The following is a 14,868-nucleotide window of genomic DNA, read 5'->3' as shown; positions in this document are numbered from 1 at the left end:
GTAGTCAGCAGGTTTTGAGAAACCTGCTGCACGAATAAACATCATTTCCAAGCATCGGAGATGCGCAACGTTTGTAGTCAGCAGGTTTTGAGAAACCTGCTGCACGAATAAACATCATTTCCAAGCATCGGAGATGCGCAACGTTTGTAGCCAGCGGGTTTCTCAAAACCCGCTGCACGATGCACGAATGAATACCCGTGACACCATTATTGAACAGGTACGGCTTGGCTTTCGAAATAGACTTTTTTAGAAACGCGGTCAAATCTAAAATCCAAACGTCCAAGGCTTGCACCACCCCAGCCTGCCTGGTTGATAATCACCGACTTTCCTGCTTGATTTTTCAGTATTGTAGGTTCGTTTAAGAACGTATGCGTATGTCCTCCGATAATCACGTCGATATCTTTGGTTTGCGGTGCCATCACTAAATCTGACATTTCACCATCACTCATTTTATAGCCCAAATGCGAAAGACAAACCACCAAACTACATTTCTTTTCGTTGCGGAGCATCGCGGCAGTTTCGTTGGCGGTTTTTACGGGGTCGAGGTATTTCGTTCCACCAAACAACTTTTGCGGAATTAAGCCATCGGGACTAATTCCAATGCCAAACACGCCTACTTTCACTCCTTGAACGTTGAAAATTTTGTACGGCTGGGCCAATCCTTCCATCGACGTTCCCGCAAAATCATAATTGGCCACCAGGACAGGGAATTTGGCATACGCCTTGATTTGATTTACGTACAGGTCAAGTCCTCCGTCGAAATCGTGGTTACCCATTGTCACGGCGTCATAGCCCATTTGGCTCATCAGTTCGATTTCAGGGCGGCCTTTGTAGAAGTTGAAATAGGGTGTTCCTTGAAAAATATCACCCGCGTCAAAAAGCAACACGTTCTGTTCTTCCGAACGAATTTTGCTCAAAATTCGCGCCCGATTCACCACGCCACCGCGCCCCGCCATGCGGTCGCCTTTTGGAAATGGCTCCAAGCGACTATGTTGGTCGTTGGTATGTAAAATGGTGATTTTAACTTCTTTTGCCTGAGGCGACGCCCACGTTTCAAAAGGTAACGCCCCTAAAGCTACGGCCCCAGTGGCCCCAAAAATATGTTGAAGAAATATACGTCTTTGCATGATAATGATAAAGCAACAAGTTGGTTCAAATATGACTACTTACTCAACGACGGTCGTTCTGCCGTCTTTTTTAGGGTCAATCGCCTGACCTTGTTTTCCTTTGCGCCGCAAGTAGTCCGCCATGGCGTCACGCATGAGATAATTCAACGCTTGGTATCCTTGATTGTTCTTTACAACAGGTGCTAGGTCGCTACTCATTGCCATGTAGTCGCTTGTAATCAGCGTATAAGTTTGCTCCGTATTAAGCGGTTTTCCGCCAATCAGCACTTCTTTTGGTTTGTTGGTCGCCTTGTCAACAACAAGTTTTAGCCCCGACTGAGGTTCCTTGCGTTGAGCCAAATAGTCAATCACTTTTTGCATGGTGGCGCCCGAAAGCGTAAGTACTACCAAATCGTTGTCAAAAGGCATTACTTCATATACTTTTCCAAGGGTAATATTTCCTTGCGGCAAGTCTGTCCGAATTCCTCCGTTGTTGGTCACGGCCACGTCAATGGGTTTACCAAAACGTTCTTGTCCCATTTCCCGAAAAAGATCTGCCATCAAATTCCCCAGTTCTGATTCGGGTGTACCTTTGGTCAACCGACGAGGTGAAGTCGTCAGCACCGCCGTCATTTGGGCGTCCAAAGTGTCGTGGTAAGGTTTAAGGTATTTATCCACCGTTTGTGACAAAGCCGAAGACGGTGCAGTAACCGTGTCACTGACTGCAATCGGCTGAAGTTTAACGGGTTTTCCTACAAAATAGCGCGTACAAGCTCCTAAGGAAAGAGCGAGCAGCGCCAACGGCAATACAATTTTTCTCATGGTTTTTGTTTATTGATTCCTCAGTGTTTGCCTACCAATACTTCGCGCATTGGGCGGTCGGTTGATGCTACCAATGGTTCGGTCAATGCGTTTAGACTTTCGGCCACTACTTTTTCGTAATAGGCTTCGTACTGTGGCAAAATATTCGCCAACTCAAATTCTTTGGCCCGGGCCAATGCATTGGCTTTAAAACGAGGCAAATTTTCGTCTTGTAAAATATAGACTGCATTTTTTGCCATGTCTTCAACATCGCCCACGTTGCTCATAAAACCAGTAACTCCTTGCACGTTCAACTCTGGCAATCCACCTGCGTTGGACGTAATCAAAGGAACTTCACAAGCCATTGCCTCCAACGCCGCCAGACCAAAACTCTCTGTTTCAGAAGGCATTACGAACAAATCTGCCACCGAAAGTACTTCCTCAATCGCATCTAAGTTCCCCAAGAAGCGAACACATTGCATCAAATCCAAGTCGCGGCACATATTTTCTATTTTGGCACGTTCGGGGCCATCGCCCACCAACAGCAATTTGCTCGGTACTTCATGGCGTACTTTTTCAAACATCAACACAATGTCTTCAATCCGTTTTACCTTTCGGAAATTGGAAGTATGCACCAGCAATTTTTCACCGTTGGGACAAATTGCCAACTTGAAATGGTCTTTTTTCTGTTTCTTAAAACGATCTAAGTCAATGAAGTTCGGAATCACTTCAATGTCTTTGGTGATGGGGAAATAATCGTAGGTAGCTTGTTTTAAAAACTCCGACACCGACGTAATACCGTCCGATTGGTTGATGCTAAACGTAATCACAGGTTCGTACGAGCGGTCTTTGCCCACGAGCGTGATGTCGGTTCCGTGCAAAGTTGTGATGACGGGGATATGGATGCCTTGCGATTTGAGAATTTGCTTTGCCATGTAGGCCGTTGAGGCGTGCGGAATGGCATAATGCACGTGCAAAACATCTAATTTTTCGGTCTTCACCACGTTCACCATCGCGCTCGACAGCGCCGACTCGTACGGGGCATACTGAAACAACGGATAATTGGGAATATGAACTTCGTGGTAAAAAATATTTTCACTGAAAAAATCTAAGCGCGTAGGTTGTGAGTAAGTGATGAAGTGAACTTGATGTCCGACAGCAGCAAGCGCCTTTCCAAGTTCCGTAGCGACTACGCCACTACCACCAAATGTTGGATAACAAACAATTCCGATTTTCATTCGCGGACGGGGAGTTAGTTGAGGTATTATTCGGCACAACAAAAAAAATGCAATTTTTTCTCCACATTCTGTATAAAGATTTTGTGAAGTCCCGAAACGCATCTAACTTATCCGTTGTTTTGCATACAGCTTTGAAAACATCCACAAACCCATAATTCGTCCTATCTGTGAAACGCCGCCTCACCATCAAAGACATTTCGCTTGGGTTTATGCGGCTTATCCGCTGGCCTAACCTACTCATGATTGCCCTGACGCAATACATGACCCGCCTGTTTTTAATTGGCCCTATCAGCGACTGGAAAAGTATTTTGCTCGAAAAAGAGATTTTTCTTATCACGCTTTCTACCGTGCTTGTCGCGGCAGCAGGTTATGTCATCAACGACTATTTTGACATCAAAATCGACCTTATCAACAAACCCGACCGCGTCATCATTGGGCGATACCTCAAGCGCCGCGTCGCCATTACGACCCACCAAGTTTTCAATATTCTGGGCTGTGGTTTAGGGCTGTTGGTGAATAAATGGGTATTTCTCCTGAGTGTGTTATCGGTTACGCTTCTTTGGGTCTATGCCTCTTATTTCAAGAAACGACCTTTCATTGGCAATTTCATTGTTGCCTTTCTAACGGGTCTTTCCCTCATTATTTTAGCCGTTTATTACCCCCAAAATCGCTCGTTGGTTATTTTGTATGCCTTGTTTGCCTTTGGTATCTCGCTCATTCGTGAAATCATCAAAGACATGGAAGATGTCCGCGGCGATGCTTCTCACGGCTGCCAAACTCTGCCCATCATTTGGGGGATTCGACGCACTAAGGTCTTTCTTTACGGGCTCATTGCCATTTTTGTTCCCAGTTTGTTTCTGGCTGCGCATTGGCTGCAAAACTCCCAATTGACGTGGATGTTTGTAGGACTTCTTGGACTCATTGGCTGGTTGGTATATCGTCTTACCCGCGCCGACACCAAAAAAGAATTTGGTTCGTTAAGTAGTTTGTGTAAACTTGTTATGCTTATCGGAATGCTGAGTATGATCTGGTTAGCGTATTAATCCTTTACCTTTAATATTTCACCTCAATTTTCAAGCGTATGAAACGGTTTTTGATTACATGTTTTACCCTCATTGGTTTAATCCTACAGCTTCAGGCTCAGTCTTGCCTTGGCGTTACAATGAAGGCGGGGTCGGGCTTTGAGCTGCTCAACTACAACGCCAAAGACAAACTTACGGGTCGGCTCCTTTACACTGTGAAAGATGTAACCAATGACAATGGAACGATGGTAATGAAAATGGAAGTGCAATCGTTTGATGCCAAAGACAAGCCCCAAATGACCAACAGCTACCAGTGCCGCTGCAAAGGCAATGAATTTATGGTGGACATGAGCGCCATGATGGCCACTCAAGATAACCCCATGATGAAAGACGCCAAAATGACGTTTACCTCCAACGACCTCACATACGGCGACACCTATACCGTAGGCAGTACCCTCAAAGATGCTTCTCTCACGGGCGATGGCACCGTAGGCGGCTCTATGAATGTCACTTACAACTTGAATTTGAAGAATAGAAAGGTCGCAAGCCAAGAGAGCATTACGGTACCCGCAGGTACCTACAACGCCTACAAAGTCACAGCTGACATGAGTGTGGCCACCAAAACAATCGTCAACCTTTCCTTTGACTTCCAGACGGTTAGTTACCGCGCTCCTGGCGTTTTGTGGGACATCAAAACCGAAACTTACCGTAAAGACAAATTGATGGCTTACAGCGTTTTGTCAAAAGTTTTTTAAGATTTTTTCTTCCACTTCAGGGTATTCAGCAAGTGAACGATGTCCTTGCGAAGGTAGTCGATGGCAGGCTGCAACGAATCTTGCTTATCGGCTACCGAAAAATAAAGCGCCCCGCGAAGGTAGTTGGTAGTAGTATCGGTGGTAAAAAATTGGACATAGCTTGGCACATCGCCCTCCAAATCAAACATCACGGCCCGCTGCCCCGACTTTGTTTTTACTACTTGTTCCCGAATCCCTGTCGCTTTAATTTGGTGCCGACCAGCCAATTTATAGGCATCATTGATAAATCCACCAAGGCGCTGTGGATTGTTTTGGACAGGCTTGTACGTCAACTGAATACTGGCTTTCAGGGAAGGATACGCAATAAAAATCCAGTGAGGTTCGGCGTCACTAAAGGTATCAGGCAATATCACCGCACTTTTTGAATATTCAAACGAGTACGGATGATCTTCTTTCATCGGTTGGTAAACTTGGGCAGGCAAATCGAGGCGCGGGAATCCTTTTGGTTTGGGGACATAATCAGATTCAGAAGAAGAACAACTCACGCCCATGCTCGCACAAAGTGGCATGATTGCCCAAACCATTTTTTTGACCAATCTTTTACTAACGTTTACCATTTTATTCTGTCAAAACTATTTATTTTTACCAATAAAGCTCATACAGTGTGTTTGGTTGCTCACAACCAAACGTACATGAGGTTGCTTACAACCGAATTCAACTCACAAACTCGTAACTAATCTCTTTAAAGTCAAAATACGCTAATCGATTGTCGATTTGAACCGCCAAGAGTCCTGCATCGGTTACGCCCACAATCATCCCCGTAAATACGTTTTCTGCCTGCCGAAAATTGTGTTGTTCTTGATAACGAAACAAACTTTGTAAATAACGCATCTTCAAAGCATCAAAATGGCCATTGCGAAGAAGCAGGTAGTTTTTTTCAAGCGAGGCCAACAAATCGGGCAGAAGCTCTTCCCGCACGTATTCTTTTTGGGTGGCTTTACGCAAGGAGGTAGCCCGTGGGTTTTCAAATAAAAGTTGGTTTATGTTTAATCCCATTCCCACAATAGACGCTTCCAGTCGGGCGCCTTGAATAGAATTTTCTATCAATACTCCACCCAGTTTCTGATCGCCCACATAGACATCATTGGGCCATTTTATTTTAAGAGCTTCCCCCAAATAAGGCTTAAAGAATTCGTATATCCCCACTGAAATGGCGACGTTGAGACGAAATTGCTGAGATGGGCTCAGAAAGTGAGGACGTAGAATGAGCGAGAGCATAAAGTTCTCGCCAGCCTGCGCCAACCATTGATTTCCGCGCTGCCCACGGCCTGCCGTTTGGAAGTCAGTTATGACAACAGTTCCTTCCCAGCCCTGCCCAAGGCGCACCAAATCCGCCGCTTCATCGTTTGTTGACTGACAAGTTGGCAGATAAATCAAATTTTTTCCAATAAAAAGCGTTTTGGACTTAATTTTGTACAATATTTCTTATTTTTAGGGATGCAATTTAAGACTAACGCATGAAACAACGCAAATCAGATAGTATATCTTCAGAACAACTGTGCCATCTTGTAGTAAAAGGAATGCAGGAAAAAAAGGCAGTGGACGTAGTAGTGATGGACCTGCGCGACATTAAAAACGCCATTACGGACTTCTTTGTAATTTGTACTGGTAACTCCGACACCCAAGTCGATGCCATCGCCGATTCTATTGAGACAGAGGTATATAAAATTATCTCAGAACACCCTTGGCAGCGCGAAGGCAAAGAAGCCAAAGAGTGGATACTCATTGACTATGTGGACGTAGTTGCTCACGTTTTCAAGAAAGAACGGCGCGAATTTTATGGGCTCGAACAACTTTGGGGTGACGCCAAAATCACACTGGTAGAGGAAGAGTTCGCCTAATTGAACATTACCCTTAAAAATAGTGTTGGTCTGATAATACGTTTGTAGTTACCTACCACTCCAAACGTATTCAGGCGAATACACCACAAAACCCGTTAATTTAATTCAATAAATAATCATGTCCGAAAACAATGGCAACCCGCTAAACCCCAACAACCGCAATCCACGCCGTACGGGCTATCAGGGATGGATTATTGCGGCCTTGGTGTTAGCGATTTTGGGAATCACCTTTTTCAGTCGCAATACGGCCATTCGCCCCATTACGCAAAAGAAATTTGAGAAGATGGTGCAAGCACACGAAGTGCAAAGCATCGTTATCGTTAATAGTGAATACGTAGAAGTAACCCTTAACGCCAAAGCCCTCGAAGATCCAAAATACCGCGCTCTTTTTGATAACAAGGCGTACTTCAACAACGGCGGGCCTCACTTTCAGTTTGAGGTGACATCGGCCGATAAATTTTTGGACGATTTTCAAAAACTTAAACCTGACAGCGACTCCATTGATTACGATTTTGATCGTCGGAGCGACTGGACAGGTTTCTTAGGTACTTGGGGTTTCCTTATCATTATGATTTTGGCCATGTACTTCTTGCTAGGTCGTATGACAGGTGGAGGTGGCCCTGGTGGTCAAATCTTTAACATTGGCCGCTCAAAGGCAACGCTCTTTGACGCTGAAAACAAAGTTAAGATTACCTTCAACGACGTGGCTGGTTTGGAAGAAGCCAAAGAGGAAATCATGGAAATCGTGGATTACCTCAAAAGCCCTACCAAATTCACAAAGCTTGGTGCTAAAATTCCAAAAGGCGCTCTTCTAGTAGGCCCTCCAGGTACAGGTAAAACCCTTATTGCCAAAGCAGTAGCAGGCGAAGCTGGCGTACCTTTCTTTTCGCTCTCGGGTTCTGACTTCGTTGAAATGTTTGTGGGGGTAGGTGCCGCTCGTGTACGTGACCTTTTCAAACAAGCCAAAGAAAAAGCACCTTGTATTATCTTTATTGATGAAATCGACGCCGTAGGTCGCTCACGTGGCCGTGGTGGTATGCCAGGCGCAAACGACGAACGCGAAAACACACTCAACTCACTGTTGGTTGAAATGGACGGTTTTGCTACCGACTCTGGTATCATCATTATGGCGGCCACCAACCGTCCTGATGTACTCGATTCTGCGCTTCTTCGCCCAGGCCGTTTCGACCGTCAGATTTCGGTGGACAAACCCGATATTGTTGGTCGTGAGGCCATCTTCAAGGTACATTTGAAACCAATTAAATTGGCCCCAGACGTTGACCCTAAAAAATTGGCTACCCAAACGCCAGGTTTTGCAGGAGCAGAAATTGCCAACGTTTGTAACGAAGCCGCCCTTATTGCCGCTCGCCGCGACCGTGAAGAAGTAACAATGCAAGACTTCCAAGATGCGATGGATCGCGTGATTGGTGGTTTGGAAAAGAAAAACAAAATTATCTCGCCCGACGAGAAGAAAATTGTGGCTTACCACGAAGCAGGTCACGCCGTAGCAGGTTGGTTCTTGGAACATGCTGACCCATTGGTCAAAGTGACGATTGTACCACGTGGTATGACGGCTTTAGGATATGCTCAGTATTTACCTCGCGAACAGTATTTGTACCGTTCAGAACAGCTTTTAGACGAAATGTGTATGACCCTTGGAGGTCGTGCCGCCGAGGATGTTGTATTTGGCAAAGTATCGACAGGTGCCCTTAGCGACCTTGAGCGTGTTACAAAACTTGCTCACAGCATGGTTACGGTCTATGGCTTAAACGATAAAATCGGTAACATGTCGTACTACGACTCTAAACAGTCGGAATACTCATTCAACAAGCCTTATTCGGAAGAAACAGCGCGTATGATTGACGAAGAAGTTCGCAAAATCATTGACGAAGCCTACAACCGTAGTAAGGCACTTCTTACCCAGCATCTTTCTGCTCTTGAAATCATTGCGCAAGAGCTTTTGGAAAAAGAAATTTTGTTCCAAAGCGACCTAGAGCGCTTGATTGGTAAACGTCCTTTTGAAAGAGAAACGGTTTACCAAGAGTTCATGAATAGCAAATCTAAAGAAGAAAATTCGACCGAAAATAACGCCTAAAACGCAGTTCGTTCACTTCTTAAAAGGTTAGAGTAACAGCATCCTGTTCTCTAACCTTTTTTTATTTCACTTCTTTTTTACAACATGCGTATCTTTCACATTCATTAAACTTAACCAATATGCTTTACGTAGTACATGCTTATGATTATACCGACGAGCAGGCCCTTGAGCGCCGCATGTCGGTTCGGGAGCGTCATTTAGAGGGCGCTAAAATTTTAAAGGCAGGTGGCCATTTTGTAATGGGAGGCGCTTTGCTTAGTCCCGAGGGGAAAATGATGGGGTCGATGATGGTCGTTGATTTTGACACCGAAAGCCACATGAACGAGTGGCTACAAAATGACCCTTATGTAACGGGCAACGTCTGGGAGAAGATAGACGTCAAACCGTTTCGGAAGGCAGATGTATAGAAGCAACAAAAGGCACTGCGCCGTAGCGTAGTGCCTTAAAGTATATTTTCTAAGGAAGAATATCGACTTAGATTACTTCGTTTTCGCGCATTTTCTGCACGTAAGTTGCGTGAATTACTTCTTTGCGACGTTGTACTGATTTTTTCGTAAAAGCCGAGCGTGAACGCAACTCTTTCAAAACACCAGTTTTTTCAAATTTCTTTTTGAAACGCTTAAGTGCCTTGTCAATTGATTCGTTTTCTTTAACTTGTATAAGCAACATATTTGTTAGTGTTTTTTTCTCTTTTTATAAAACGGAGTGCAAAAATAAGTGTCTCCTTTTAAAAAATCAATTTTCTTTGTATTTTTTCTTTCAACTTATTCATAACACTCCCCTGAGTACATTTCTGAAGGCATGAAATACGCCATTATTGACCTCGGAAGCAACACCTTCCACCTATTGATTGTTGAAAAACAAGGAGATACCCTTCATCAATGCTTCAAAGAGCAACTACCCACCAAAATTGCGAAAGCGGGAATCAATCAAGGCCAAATTACCGAAGAGGCCACTGAGCGTGCGTTGACGGTCTTAAGGTTGTTCCGCCAACACATCGACGCGCACGGCGTTTTACTGCAAAACGTGAAAGCAGTCGGAACGAGTGCCATTCGAAATGCTAAAAACGGAGCGGAATTTTGTCAGATTGTCGCCCGCGAAACGGGTATTCTTATCGAAGTCATCAGCGGAGCTCGCGAGGCTGAGCTCATTTATGAAGGCGTTCGGTTAGGCATTGACCTTGGCGAAGCTCCATCACTGCTGATGGACATTGGTGGCGGCAGTGTTGAGTTTATTATTGGGAATGCTTCGCGTATTTTTTGGAAGCAAAGTTTTGAAATCGGTGGTCAGCGTTTGTTAGAGAAATTTGTTTTGACTGACCCCATTTCCCCATCCGCAATTCAACGAATGCATAGTTATTTTCAAGAACAGCTATTGCCTCTTGTCAACGCCGCCCATCAATATGCGCCCCAAACCTTGGTAGGTTCATCGGGTTCGTTTGATACACTCGTTGACATGGATTTTATGCACCGATTAGGCCAACTCCCCTCCCCTACGCAAACGAGTTTTGAATTGCCTCTGGCCGAATTTTACCGCGCCTACGACTTACTTACGACCCTCCCTCGCGAAGAGCGCATGGCAATTCCTGGCATGATTGAATTGCGCGTAGAAATGATTGTTCCTGGAGCAGTGTTGATTGCGCACGTACTACGTAGCTTGCAACTCAAGCAAATACGCAGCACAACTTACGCCCTCAAGGAAGGGATGATGCAGTGGGCACTGGGGTAGCCTTACGGTTGCTTTATCCAAACCACTCGTTGCGGGTACGGAATTTCGATGTTATTTTTAGTAAACTCTTCAAAGATTGAATAACGCAAGTCGCTCTTGATGAGGTCGATATTCCAGGCGTCGGCAGTCCAAAACAACAATTCGTACACGGCTCCCGACTCAGCAAAATCTTGCATTCGTACGTGAGGCATGGGTTGCGCTACCACTTTCTCGTGTCGTTGAGCGCAGTCGTTGATGATGGCTCTTACTTTCTTCGGATCCGCTTGGTACGAAGCAGGAATTTTAATGCTAAAACGCGTCTGCGAACGACTGTGCGACCAATTGATAATGGTGCCATTGATAAAATACGAATTGGGGACAATGATGGCAATACCATCTCGGGTTTGGATTTTGGAAGAACGAAGGCCAATTTTCACTACCCGCCCTACGGCTTTTTCGATTTCAACAATATCGCCCACGTCGATGCTTCCTTCAAACAAAATAATGAGTCCCGCGACCAAATCATTAAACGTTTTTTGCAATCCTAACCCCACTCCTACCAACAACGCCGCCGAACCTGCCACCAACAGGGAAATTTCAATACCGACCGTTTGCAATACAGCTAAGGCCGCAAAAACATACATGGCATATTGAACAAGTTGCATGACGGCGTGCTGCCGCCCTTCGTCGATTTGGCGTTTTTTGAAAACACCTTCACGCAGCACTCGTTGGACGATCGCCACCAGCAACCGTGCTCCTACTAAAATCAGAACTACGACCACCAACGTAGCAAGCGTAATCTCGTGGTTTTTGATGCGAAAAAGAGGAGAGTATAGAAAGTCCATTCAGTGTACCATTTTTTTTCCCCGCAGAAACTCGCTGAACAATAAAAACGCAGAGTTCCGCAGAACAAAGTCTGTGAAAATCTGCGCTTTTAAAATCCGTGCTATCTGCGGGGAAACTTTTTAGAATTCAAACAATTAATGCGATTCGCGACTTACTTCGCTGCCCGATTTACCCACAAGAAAATCAAAATCACAGCCTTCGTGCGACTGCGTCACGTGCTCGATGTATAATTTGTTATGACCACGGTTGTATCCTAAATCAATCGGCTTCCACTCCGCGCGACGACGGGCGATTTCCTCGTCGGATACGTGCCAGTGAATGTAGCGTTCGTGGATGTCGATTTCAATCAAATCACCGTCTTTGACCAAAGCCAAGTTACCTCCAATGGCACTTTCGGGCGACGCGTGCAGCAACACCGTACCGTAGGCCGTTCCGCTCATACGCGCATCCGAAATCCGCACCATGTCCGAAACTCCTTTGTCCAAAATCTTTTTCGGCAAAGCCATATTTCCTACTTCGGGCATTCCTGGGTAGCCTTTTGGCCCTACGTTTTTAAGTACCATTACGCAAGTTTCGTCGATGTCCAACTCAGGATCGTCGATGCGCGCGTGGTAATCTTCGATGGTTTCAAACACCACCGCACGCCCCGTGTGTTTCATCAAATGCGCCGAAGCCGCCGAAGGCTTAATCACCGCACCATTTTCACATAAATTACCTTTGATTACCGCAATACCTCCTTCTTCCAAAATCGGCTCAGCGCGTGAAGCAATCACATCTGGATTCCAGTTTCTAGCGCTTTCTGAGTTTTCTACCAACGATTTACCATTGACCGTGATAACATCTTTGTGCAAAAATTCTTTTATCTCATTAATCACCACCTGCAAACCTCCCGCGTAGAAATAGTCTTCCATCAAATACTTTCCTGAAGGCATCACGTTCAGCAAAAAAGGCATCCGTGAGCCTACGCGGTCGAAGTCATCGAGGGTAAGATCAACGCCCATACGTCCCGCAATCGCCAACAAATGCAAGACAAAATTGGTCGAACCTCCTACGGCAGCATTGGCCATAATGGCGTTTTCAAACGCTTCGCGGGTCAATATTTTTGAGAGCGTCAGGTTTTCTTTCGCCATCTCAACGATGCGCATCCCTGTCATGTGCGCGTTCATTTTTTTGCGGGAATCGGCCGCAGGAATCGCCGACAAGCCTGGGAGCGTCAATCCGAGCGCTTCGGCCATCGTAGCCATCGTAGAAGCGGTTCCCATCGTAGAGCAGTGGCCAATACTACGGCTCATACAACTTTCGGCTTCTTCAAACTCCTCAGGCGTCATTTTACCCGTTTTTACGTCGTCCGCAAAACGCCATACGTCGGTACCCGAACCAATGGCTTTGCCTTGAAAACGCCCTGCCAACATCGGTCCACCTGGTAGTACAATCGTCGGTAAATCAACGCTAGCTGCCCCCATGATGAGCGAAGGAGTAGTTTTGTCGCAACCAGTCAACAACACAATGGCGTCAAACGGGTTGGCACGAATGCTTTCCTCAACGCTCATACTTGCCAAATTGCGATACAACATAGCCGTAGGACGAATGAGGGTTTCTCCCAACGACATCACGGGAAACTCCAATGGGAAACCACCTGCTTCGTAAATCCCGTTTTTGACACTTTGTGCCAAATCACGAAAGTGGCCATTACAAGGTGTTACTTCTGACCATGTATTGCAAATCCCGATGACAGGTTTTCCCTTAAATTGATGCGGCGCATGGCCTTGGTTTTTCATCCAACTACGGTAAATAAAACCGTCTTTACCTTCTTTGCCAAACCAGTCTTGGCTGCGTAGTTTCTGTTCCATTTAATTCTGAAAAGTGCGATTGCACCGTTTGTAGTGACACTGATAAGTAGCCAGGTAACAAGCCCTGTGTTCTTTTTTAAAAGGCAAAAAGGTGTAAAATCTAATAGTTGTAGTTTTGGGACAGAAGAAGTATTATCAGAAAGCAGCATCAATACCGACCGTGTGACGAAATTAGCCGAATACACGCAACTACCTACGTTGGAGTATTACCTAATTATCGAACAAGAAGAATGCTTGGTCGAAGTATTCAACCGTGAAGGAAAGCGCTGGTATGTAGAGTTTTACAGTGACATTAACGAACGCATTGATTTACCTGCATTGAATATTCAACTGCCTCTATCAGTTATCTACAAAAAAGTTCAACTACCAACCCCTACCGACGAATCCAATTCAGCAACGACCTAATTTTCGCCTCCCATTCGTTTGGTTTTAAACAAACGAACCAGCCAATACATCAGCAGCCCCACAGGCCCTAGCATAAAGCAGAAAAATAGCGGTAGCACAATCCAACGGTGGGGGATATTCTTTTGCTGCGCATCTTGAAGTACCGCACTTCCTGCCACCAAGTCGAAGGCCAAGTAATGCATCCATCCTGCCAACAGCGCCGTATCTCCCCCTTTGGCAAATAGATTCTTGATGCCCGAAAAACTACTAAAATCCTGAAAATCAAGCGGCGCTCCGCTAAAGATGTAATACGCATACATACAAGCCAAGAGCACTGGTACCAGGTAACTCTTGACCAGCCATTGCGTCCCTTTCCATTGAGGGGCAAAAATCATGAGCATCCACTGCGGAAATACCAGCAGATTGGCAAGTTGAAAGGCGGTTTCCATCGTTGTTTATTTTATTGAGCAAGATTTGTGAATAAAACCCTTTTGCGGGTAAGTTTGTTGCCTATTCTAAGAGACAAATCTCGGCAACAACGATGAAAATTTACACAAAAACTGGAGATAAAGGCACGACTTCGCTCGTGGGCGGAACGCGGGTGAGCAAAGCCGACTTGCGCATTGATACGTATGGCACCGTCGATGAGCTTAATTCGTACATCGGTTTGGTGCGCGACCAAGAGGTAAACGCTCTTCGGCGCGATTTTTTGAAATACATCCAAGACCGCTTGTTCACAATTGGTTCTATTTTGGCTTCGGAACCCGACAACAAAAAACATTTCATCCCCGACCTACACGAAGAAGACATTACCGCCCTCGAACTCGCCATGGACGAGATGAATACCGAATTAGAACCGATGCGCGCATTTATTTTGCCAGGCGGGCATCCGTCGGTTTCTTTTACGCACGTGGCCCGTACGGTATGCCGCCGAGCAGAACGGTTGGTGATTGCCCTCAACGAAGCCGAAACGGTAGAATCGGAGGTAATTCGGTACTTAAATCGCCTTTCTGACTATTTGTTTGTGCTTTCGCGTAAAATGGCACAAGAATTGGGGGTAGAAGAAATTAAATGGGCAGGGCGGAAGAAGTAGGCACGTTCGCAAAGGGCAAGAAGCAAGGAGCAAGTTGGCAAAGGGCAAGTTTTTCTTTTTTGCCTCTTGC

At 45.5% G+C, this 14,868-nt stretch carries 17 protein-coding genes; 8 read left to right on the top strand and 9 right to left on the bottom strand.

Features of this window, described 5'->3' with window-relative positions; translation table 11 throughout:
* Positions 1-206 precede the first annotated feature (206 nt).
* Genes AC23N5_RS13745 through bshA form a run of 3 tightly spaced genes read right to left on the bottom strand, consistent with a single transcriptional unit; the run spans position 207 to position 3,145 of the window.
* The gene (locus tag AC23N5_RS13745) at positions 207-1,127 is read right to left on the bottom strand and encodes a bifunctional metallophosphatase/5'-nucleotidase (RefSeq protein ID WP_487756025.1); all 921 of its coding nucleotides are present in this window, start codon (positions 1,125-1,127) and stop codon (positions 207-209) included.
* Between the two features lie 39 nt (positions 1,128-1,166).
* Positions 1,167-1,928 (bottom strand): 5'-nucleotidase C-terminal domain-containing protein, encoded by a 762-nt coding sequence (locus tag AC23N5_RS13740; RefSeq protein ID WP_487756024.1) that lies wholly within the window; start codon positions 1,926-1,928, stop codon positions 1,167-1,169.
* A 20-nt stretch (positions 1,929-1,948) separates the two neighbouring features.
* A complete protein-coding gene (gene bshA, locus AC23N5_RS13735; protein ID WP_487756023.1) occupies positions 1,949-3,145 on the bottom strand; it encodes an N-acetyl-alpha-D-glucosaminyl L-malate synthase BshA in 1,197 nt (398 codons plus the stop codon).
* A gap of 167 nt (positions 3,146-3,312) precedes the next feature.
* On the opposite strand from bshA, the gene AC23N5_RS13730 reads away from it, so the two are divergent.
* Both AC23N5_RS13730 and AC23N5_RS13725 read left to right on the top strand, forming a co-directional pair.
* A complete protein-coding gene (locus AC23N5_RS13730; RefSeq protein ID WP_487756022.1) occupies positions 3,313-4,188 on the top strand; it encodes a geranylgeranylglycerol-phosphate geranylgeranyltransferase in 876 nt (291 codons plus the stop codon).
* Positions 4,189-4,226: 38 nt separating this feature from the next.
* Entirely contained in the window at positions 4,227-4,922 is a 696-nt protein-coding gene (locus tag AC23N5_RS13725; protein WP_183970993.1) for a TapB family protein, read from the top strand.
* On the opposite strand, the gene gldD is transcribed toward AC23N5_RS13725, so the two are convergent.
* Together gldD and AC23N5_RS13715 are read right to left on the bottom strand one after the other, a co-directional pair.
* The gene (gene gldD / locus AC23N5_RS13720; RefSeq protein ID WP_229601229.1) at positions 4,919-5,506 is read right to left on the bottom strand and encodes a gliding motility lipoprotein GldD; all 588 of its coding nucleotides are present in this window, start codon (positions 5,504-5,506) and stop codon (positions 4,919-4,921) included. The genes AC23N5_RS13725 and gldD overlap by 4 nt on opposite strands.
* A gap of 130 nt (positions 5,507-5,636) precedes the next feature.
* Positions 5,637-6,401: a biotin--[acetyl-CoA-carboxylase] ligase gene (locus AC23N5_RS13715; protein ID WP_487756021.1), complete on the bottom strand. Its 765-nt coding sequence runs from the start codon at positions 6,399-6,401 to the stop codon at positions 5,637-5,639.
* Between the two features lie 38 nt (positions 6,402-6,439).
* Here AC23N5_RS13715 and rsfS point away from each other — a divergent pair, with 38 nt between their 5' ends.
* From rsfS to AC23N5_RS13700, 3 genes are all read left to right on the top strand, one after another.
* Positions 6,440-6,823, top strand: coding sequence for a ribosome silencing factor (gene rsfS / locus AC23N5_RS13710; RefSeq protein WP_028522491.1), 384 nt, complete (start codon positions 6,440-6,442; stop codon positions 6,821-6,823).
* Between the two features lie 118 nt (positions 6,824-6,941).
* Entirely contained in the window at positions 6,942-8,918 is a 1,977-nt protein-coding gene (gene ftsH / locus AC23N5_RS13705; protein ID WP_487756020.1) for an ATP-dependent zinc metalloprotease FtsH, read from the top strand.
* 119 nt (positions 8,919-9,037) lie between these two features.
* A complete protein-coding gene (locus AC23N5_RS13700; protein ID WP_183970990.1) occupies positions 9,038-9,325 on the top strand; it encodes a YciI family protein in 288 nt (95 codons plus the stop codon).
* A gap of 67 nt (positions 9,326-9,392) precedes the next feature.
* On the opposite strand, the gene rpsU is transcribed toward AC23N5_RS13700, so the two are convergent.
* The gene (rpsU, locus tag AC23N5_RS13695) at positions 9,393-9,587 is read right to left on the bottom strand and encodes a 30S ribosomal protein S21 (RefSeq protein WP_028522494.1); all 195 of its coding nucleotides are present in this window, start codon (positions 9,585-9,587) and stop codon (positions 9,393-9,395) included.
* A 132-nt stretch (positions 9,588-9,719) separates the two neighbouring features.
* Here rpsU and AC23N5_RS13690 point away from each other — a divergent pair, with 132 nt between their 5' ends.
* Positions 9,720-10,646: a Ppx/GppA phosphatase family protein gene (locus AC23N5_RS13690; protein ID WP_487756019.1), complete on the top strand. Its 927-nt coding sequence runs from the start codon at positions 9,720-9,722 to the stop codon at positions 10,644-10,646.
* A gap of 2 nt (positions 10,647-10,648) precedes the next feature.
* Here the strand turns inward: AC23N5_RS13690 and AC23N5_RS13685 are convergent, their stop codons facing one another.
* Together AC23N5_RS13685 and AC23N5_RS13680 are read right to left on the bottom strand one after the other, a co-directional pair.
* Positions 10,649-11,470 carry a mechanosensitive ion channel family protein gene (locus tag AC23N5_RS13685; protein WP_183970988.1) on the bottom strand — a complete coding sequence of 274 codons (822 nt, stop codon included), beginning with the start codon at positions 11,468-11,470 and terminating at the stop codon, positions 10,649-10,651.
* A 135-nt stretch (positions 11,471-11,605) separates the two neighbouring features.
* Positions 11,606-13,321, bottom strand: coding sequence for an IlvD/Edd family dehydratase (locus tag AC23N5_RS13680; protein WP_487756018.1), 1,716 nt, complete (start codon positions 13,319-13,321; stop codon positions 11,606-11,608).
* A 66-nt stretch (positions 13,322-13,387) separates the two neighbouring features.
* Here AC23N5_RS13680 and AC23N5_RS13675 point away from each other — a divergent pair, with 66 nt between their 5' ends.
* The gene (locus tag AC23N5_RS13675) at positions 13,388-13,726 is read left to right on the top strand and encodes a Uma2 family endonuclease (protein ID WP_487756017.1); all 339 of its coding nucleotides are present in this window, start codon (positions 13,388-13,390) and stop codon (positions 13,724-13,726) included.
* Here the strand turns inward: AC23N5_RS13675 and AC23N5_RS13670 are convergent.
* The gene (locus tag AC23N5_RS13670; protein ID WP_487756016.1) at positions 13,723-14,154 is read right to left on the bottom strand and encodes an ABA4-like family protein; all 432 of its coding nucleotides are present in this window, start codon (positions 14,152-14,154) and stop codon (positions 13,723-13,725) included. The two genes, AC23N5_RS13675 and AC23N5_RS13670, sit on opposite strands and share 4 nt — an antisense overlap.
* A gap of 92 nt (positions 14,155-14,246) precedes the next feature.
* Between AC23N5_RS13670 and AC23N5_RS13665 the strand changes: the two genes are divergently transcribed.
* Positions 14,247-14,798 carry a cob(I)yrinic acid a,c-diamide adenosyltransferase gene (locus AC23N5_RS13665; RefSeq protein WP_487756015.1) on the top strand — a complete coding sequence of 184 codons (552 nt, stop codon included), beginning with the start codon at positions 14,247-14,249 and terminating at the stop codon, positions 14,796-14,798.
* Positions 14,799-14,868 lie beyond the last annotated feature (70 nt).

It is taken from the genome of Runella sp. R5_40, from assembly GCF_057652295.1.
This window is presented reverse-complemented; position numbering and strand designations above follow the sequence as displayed.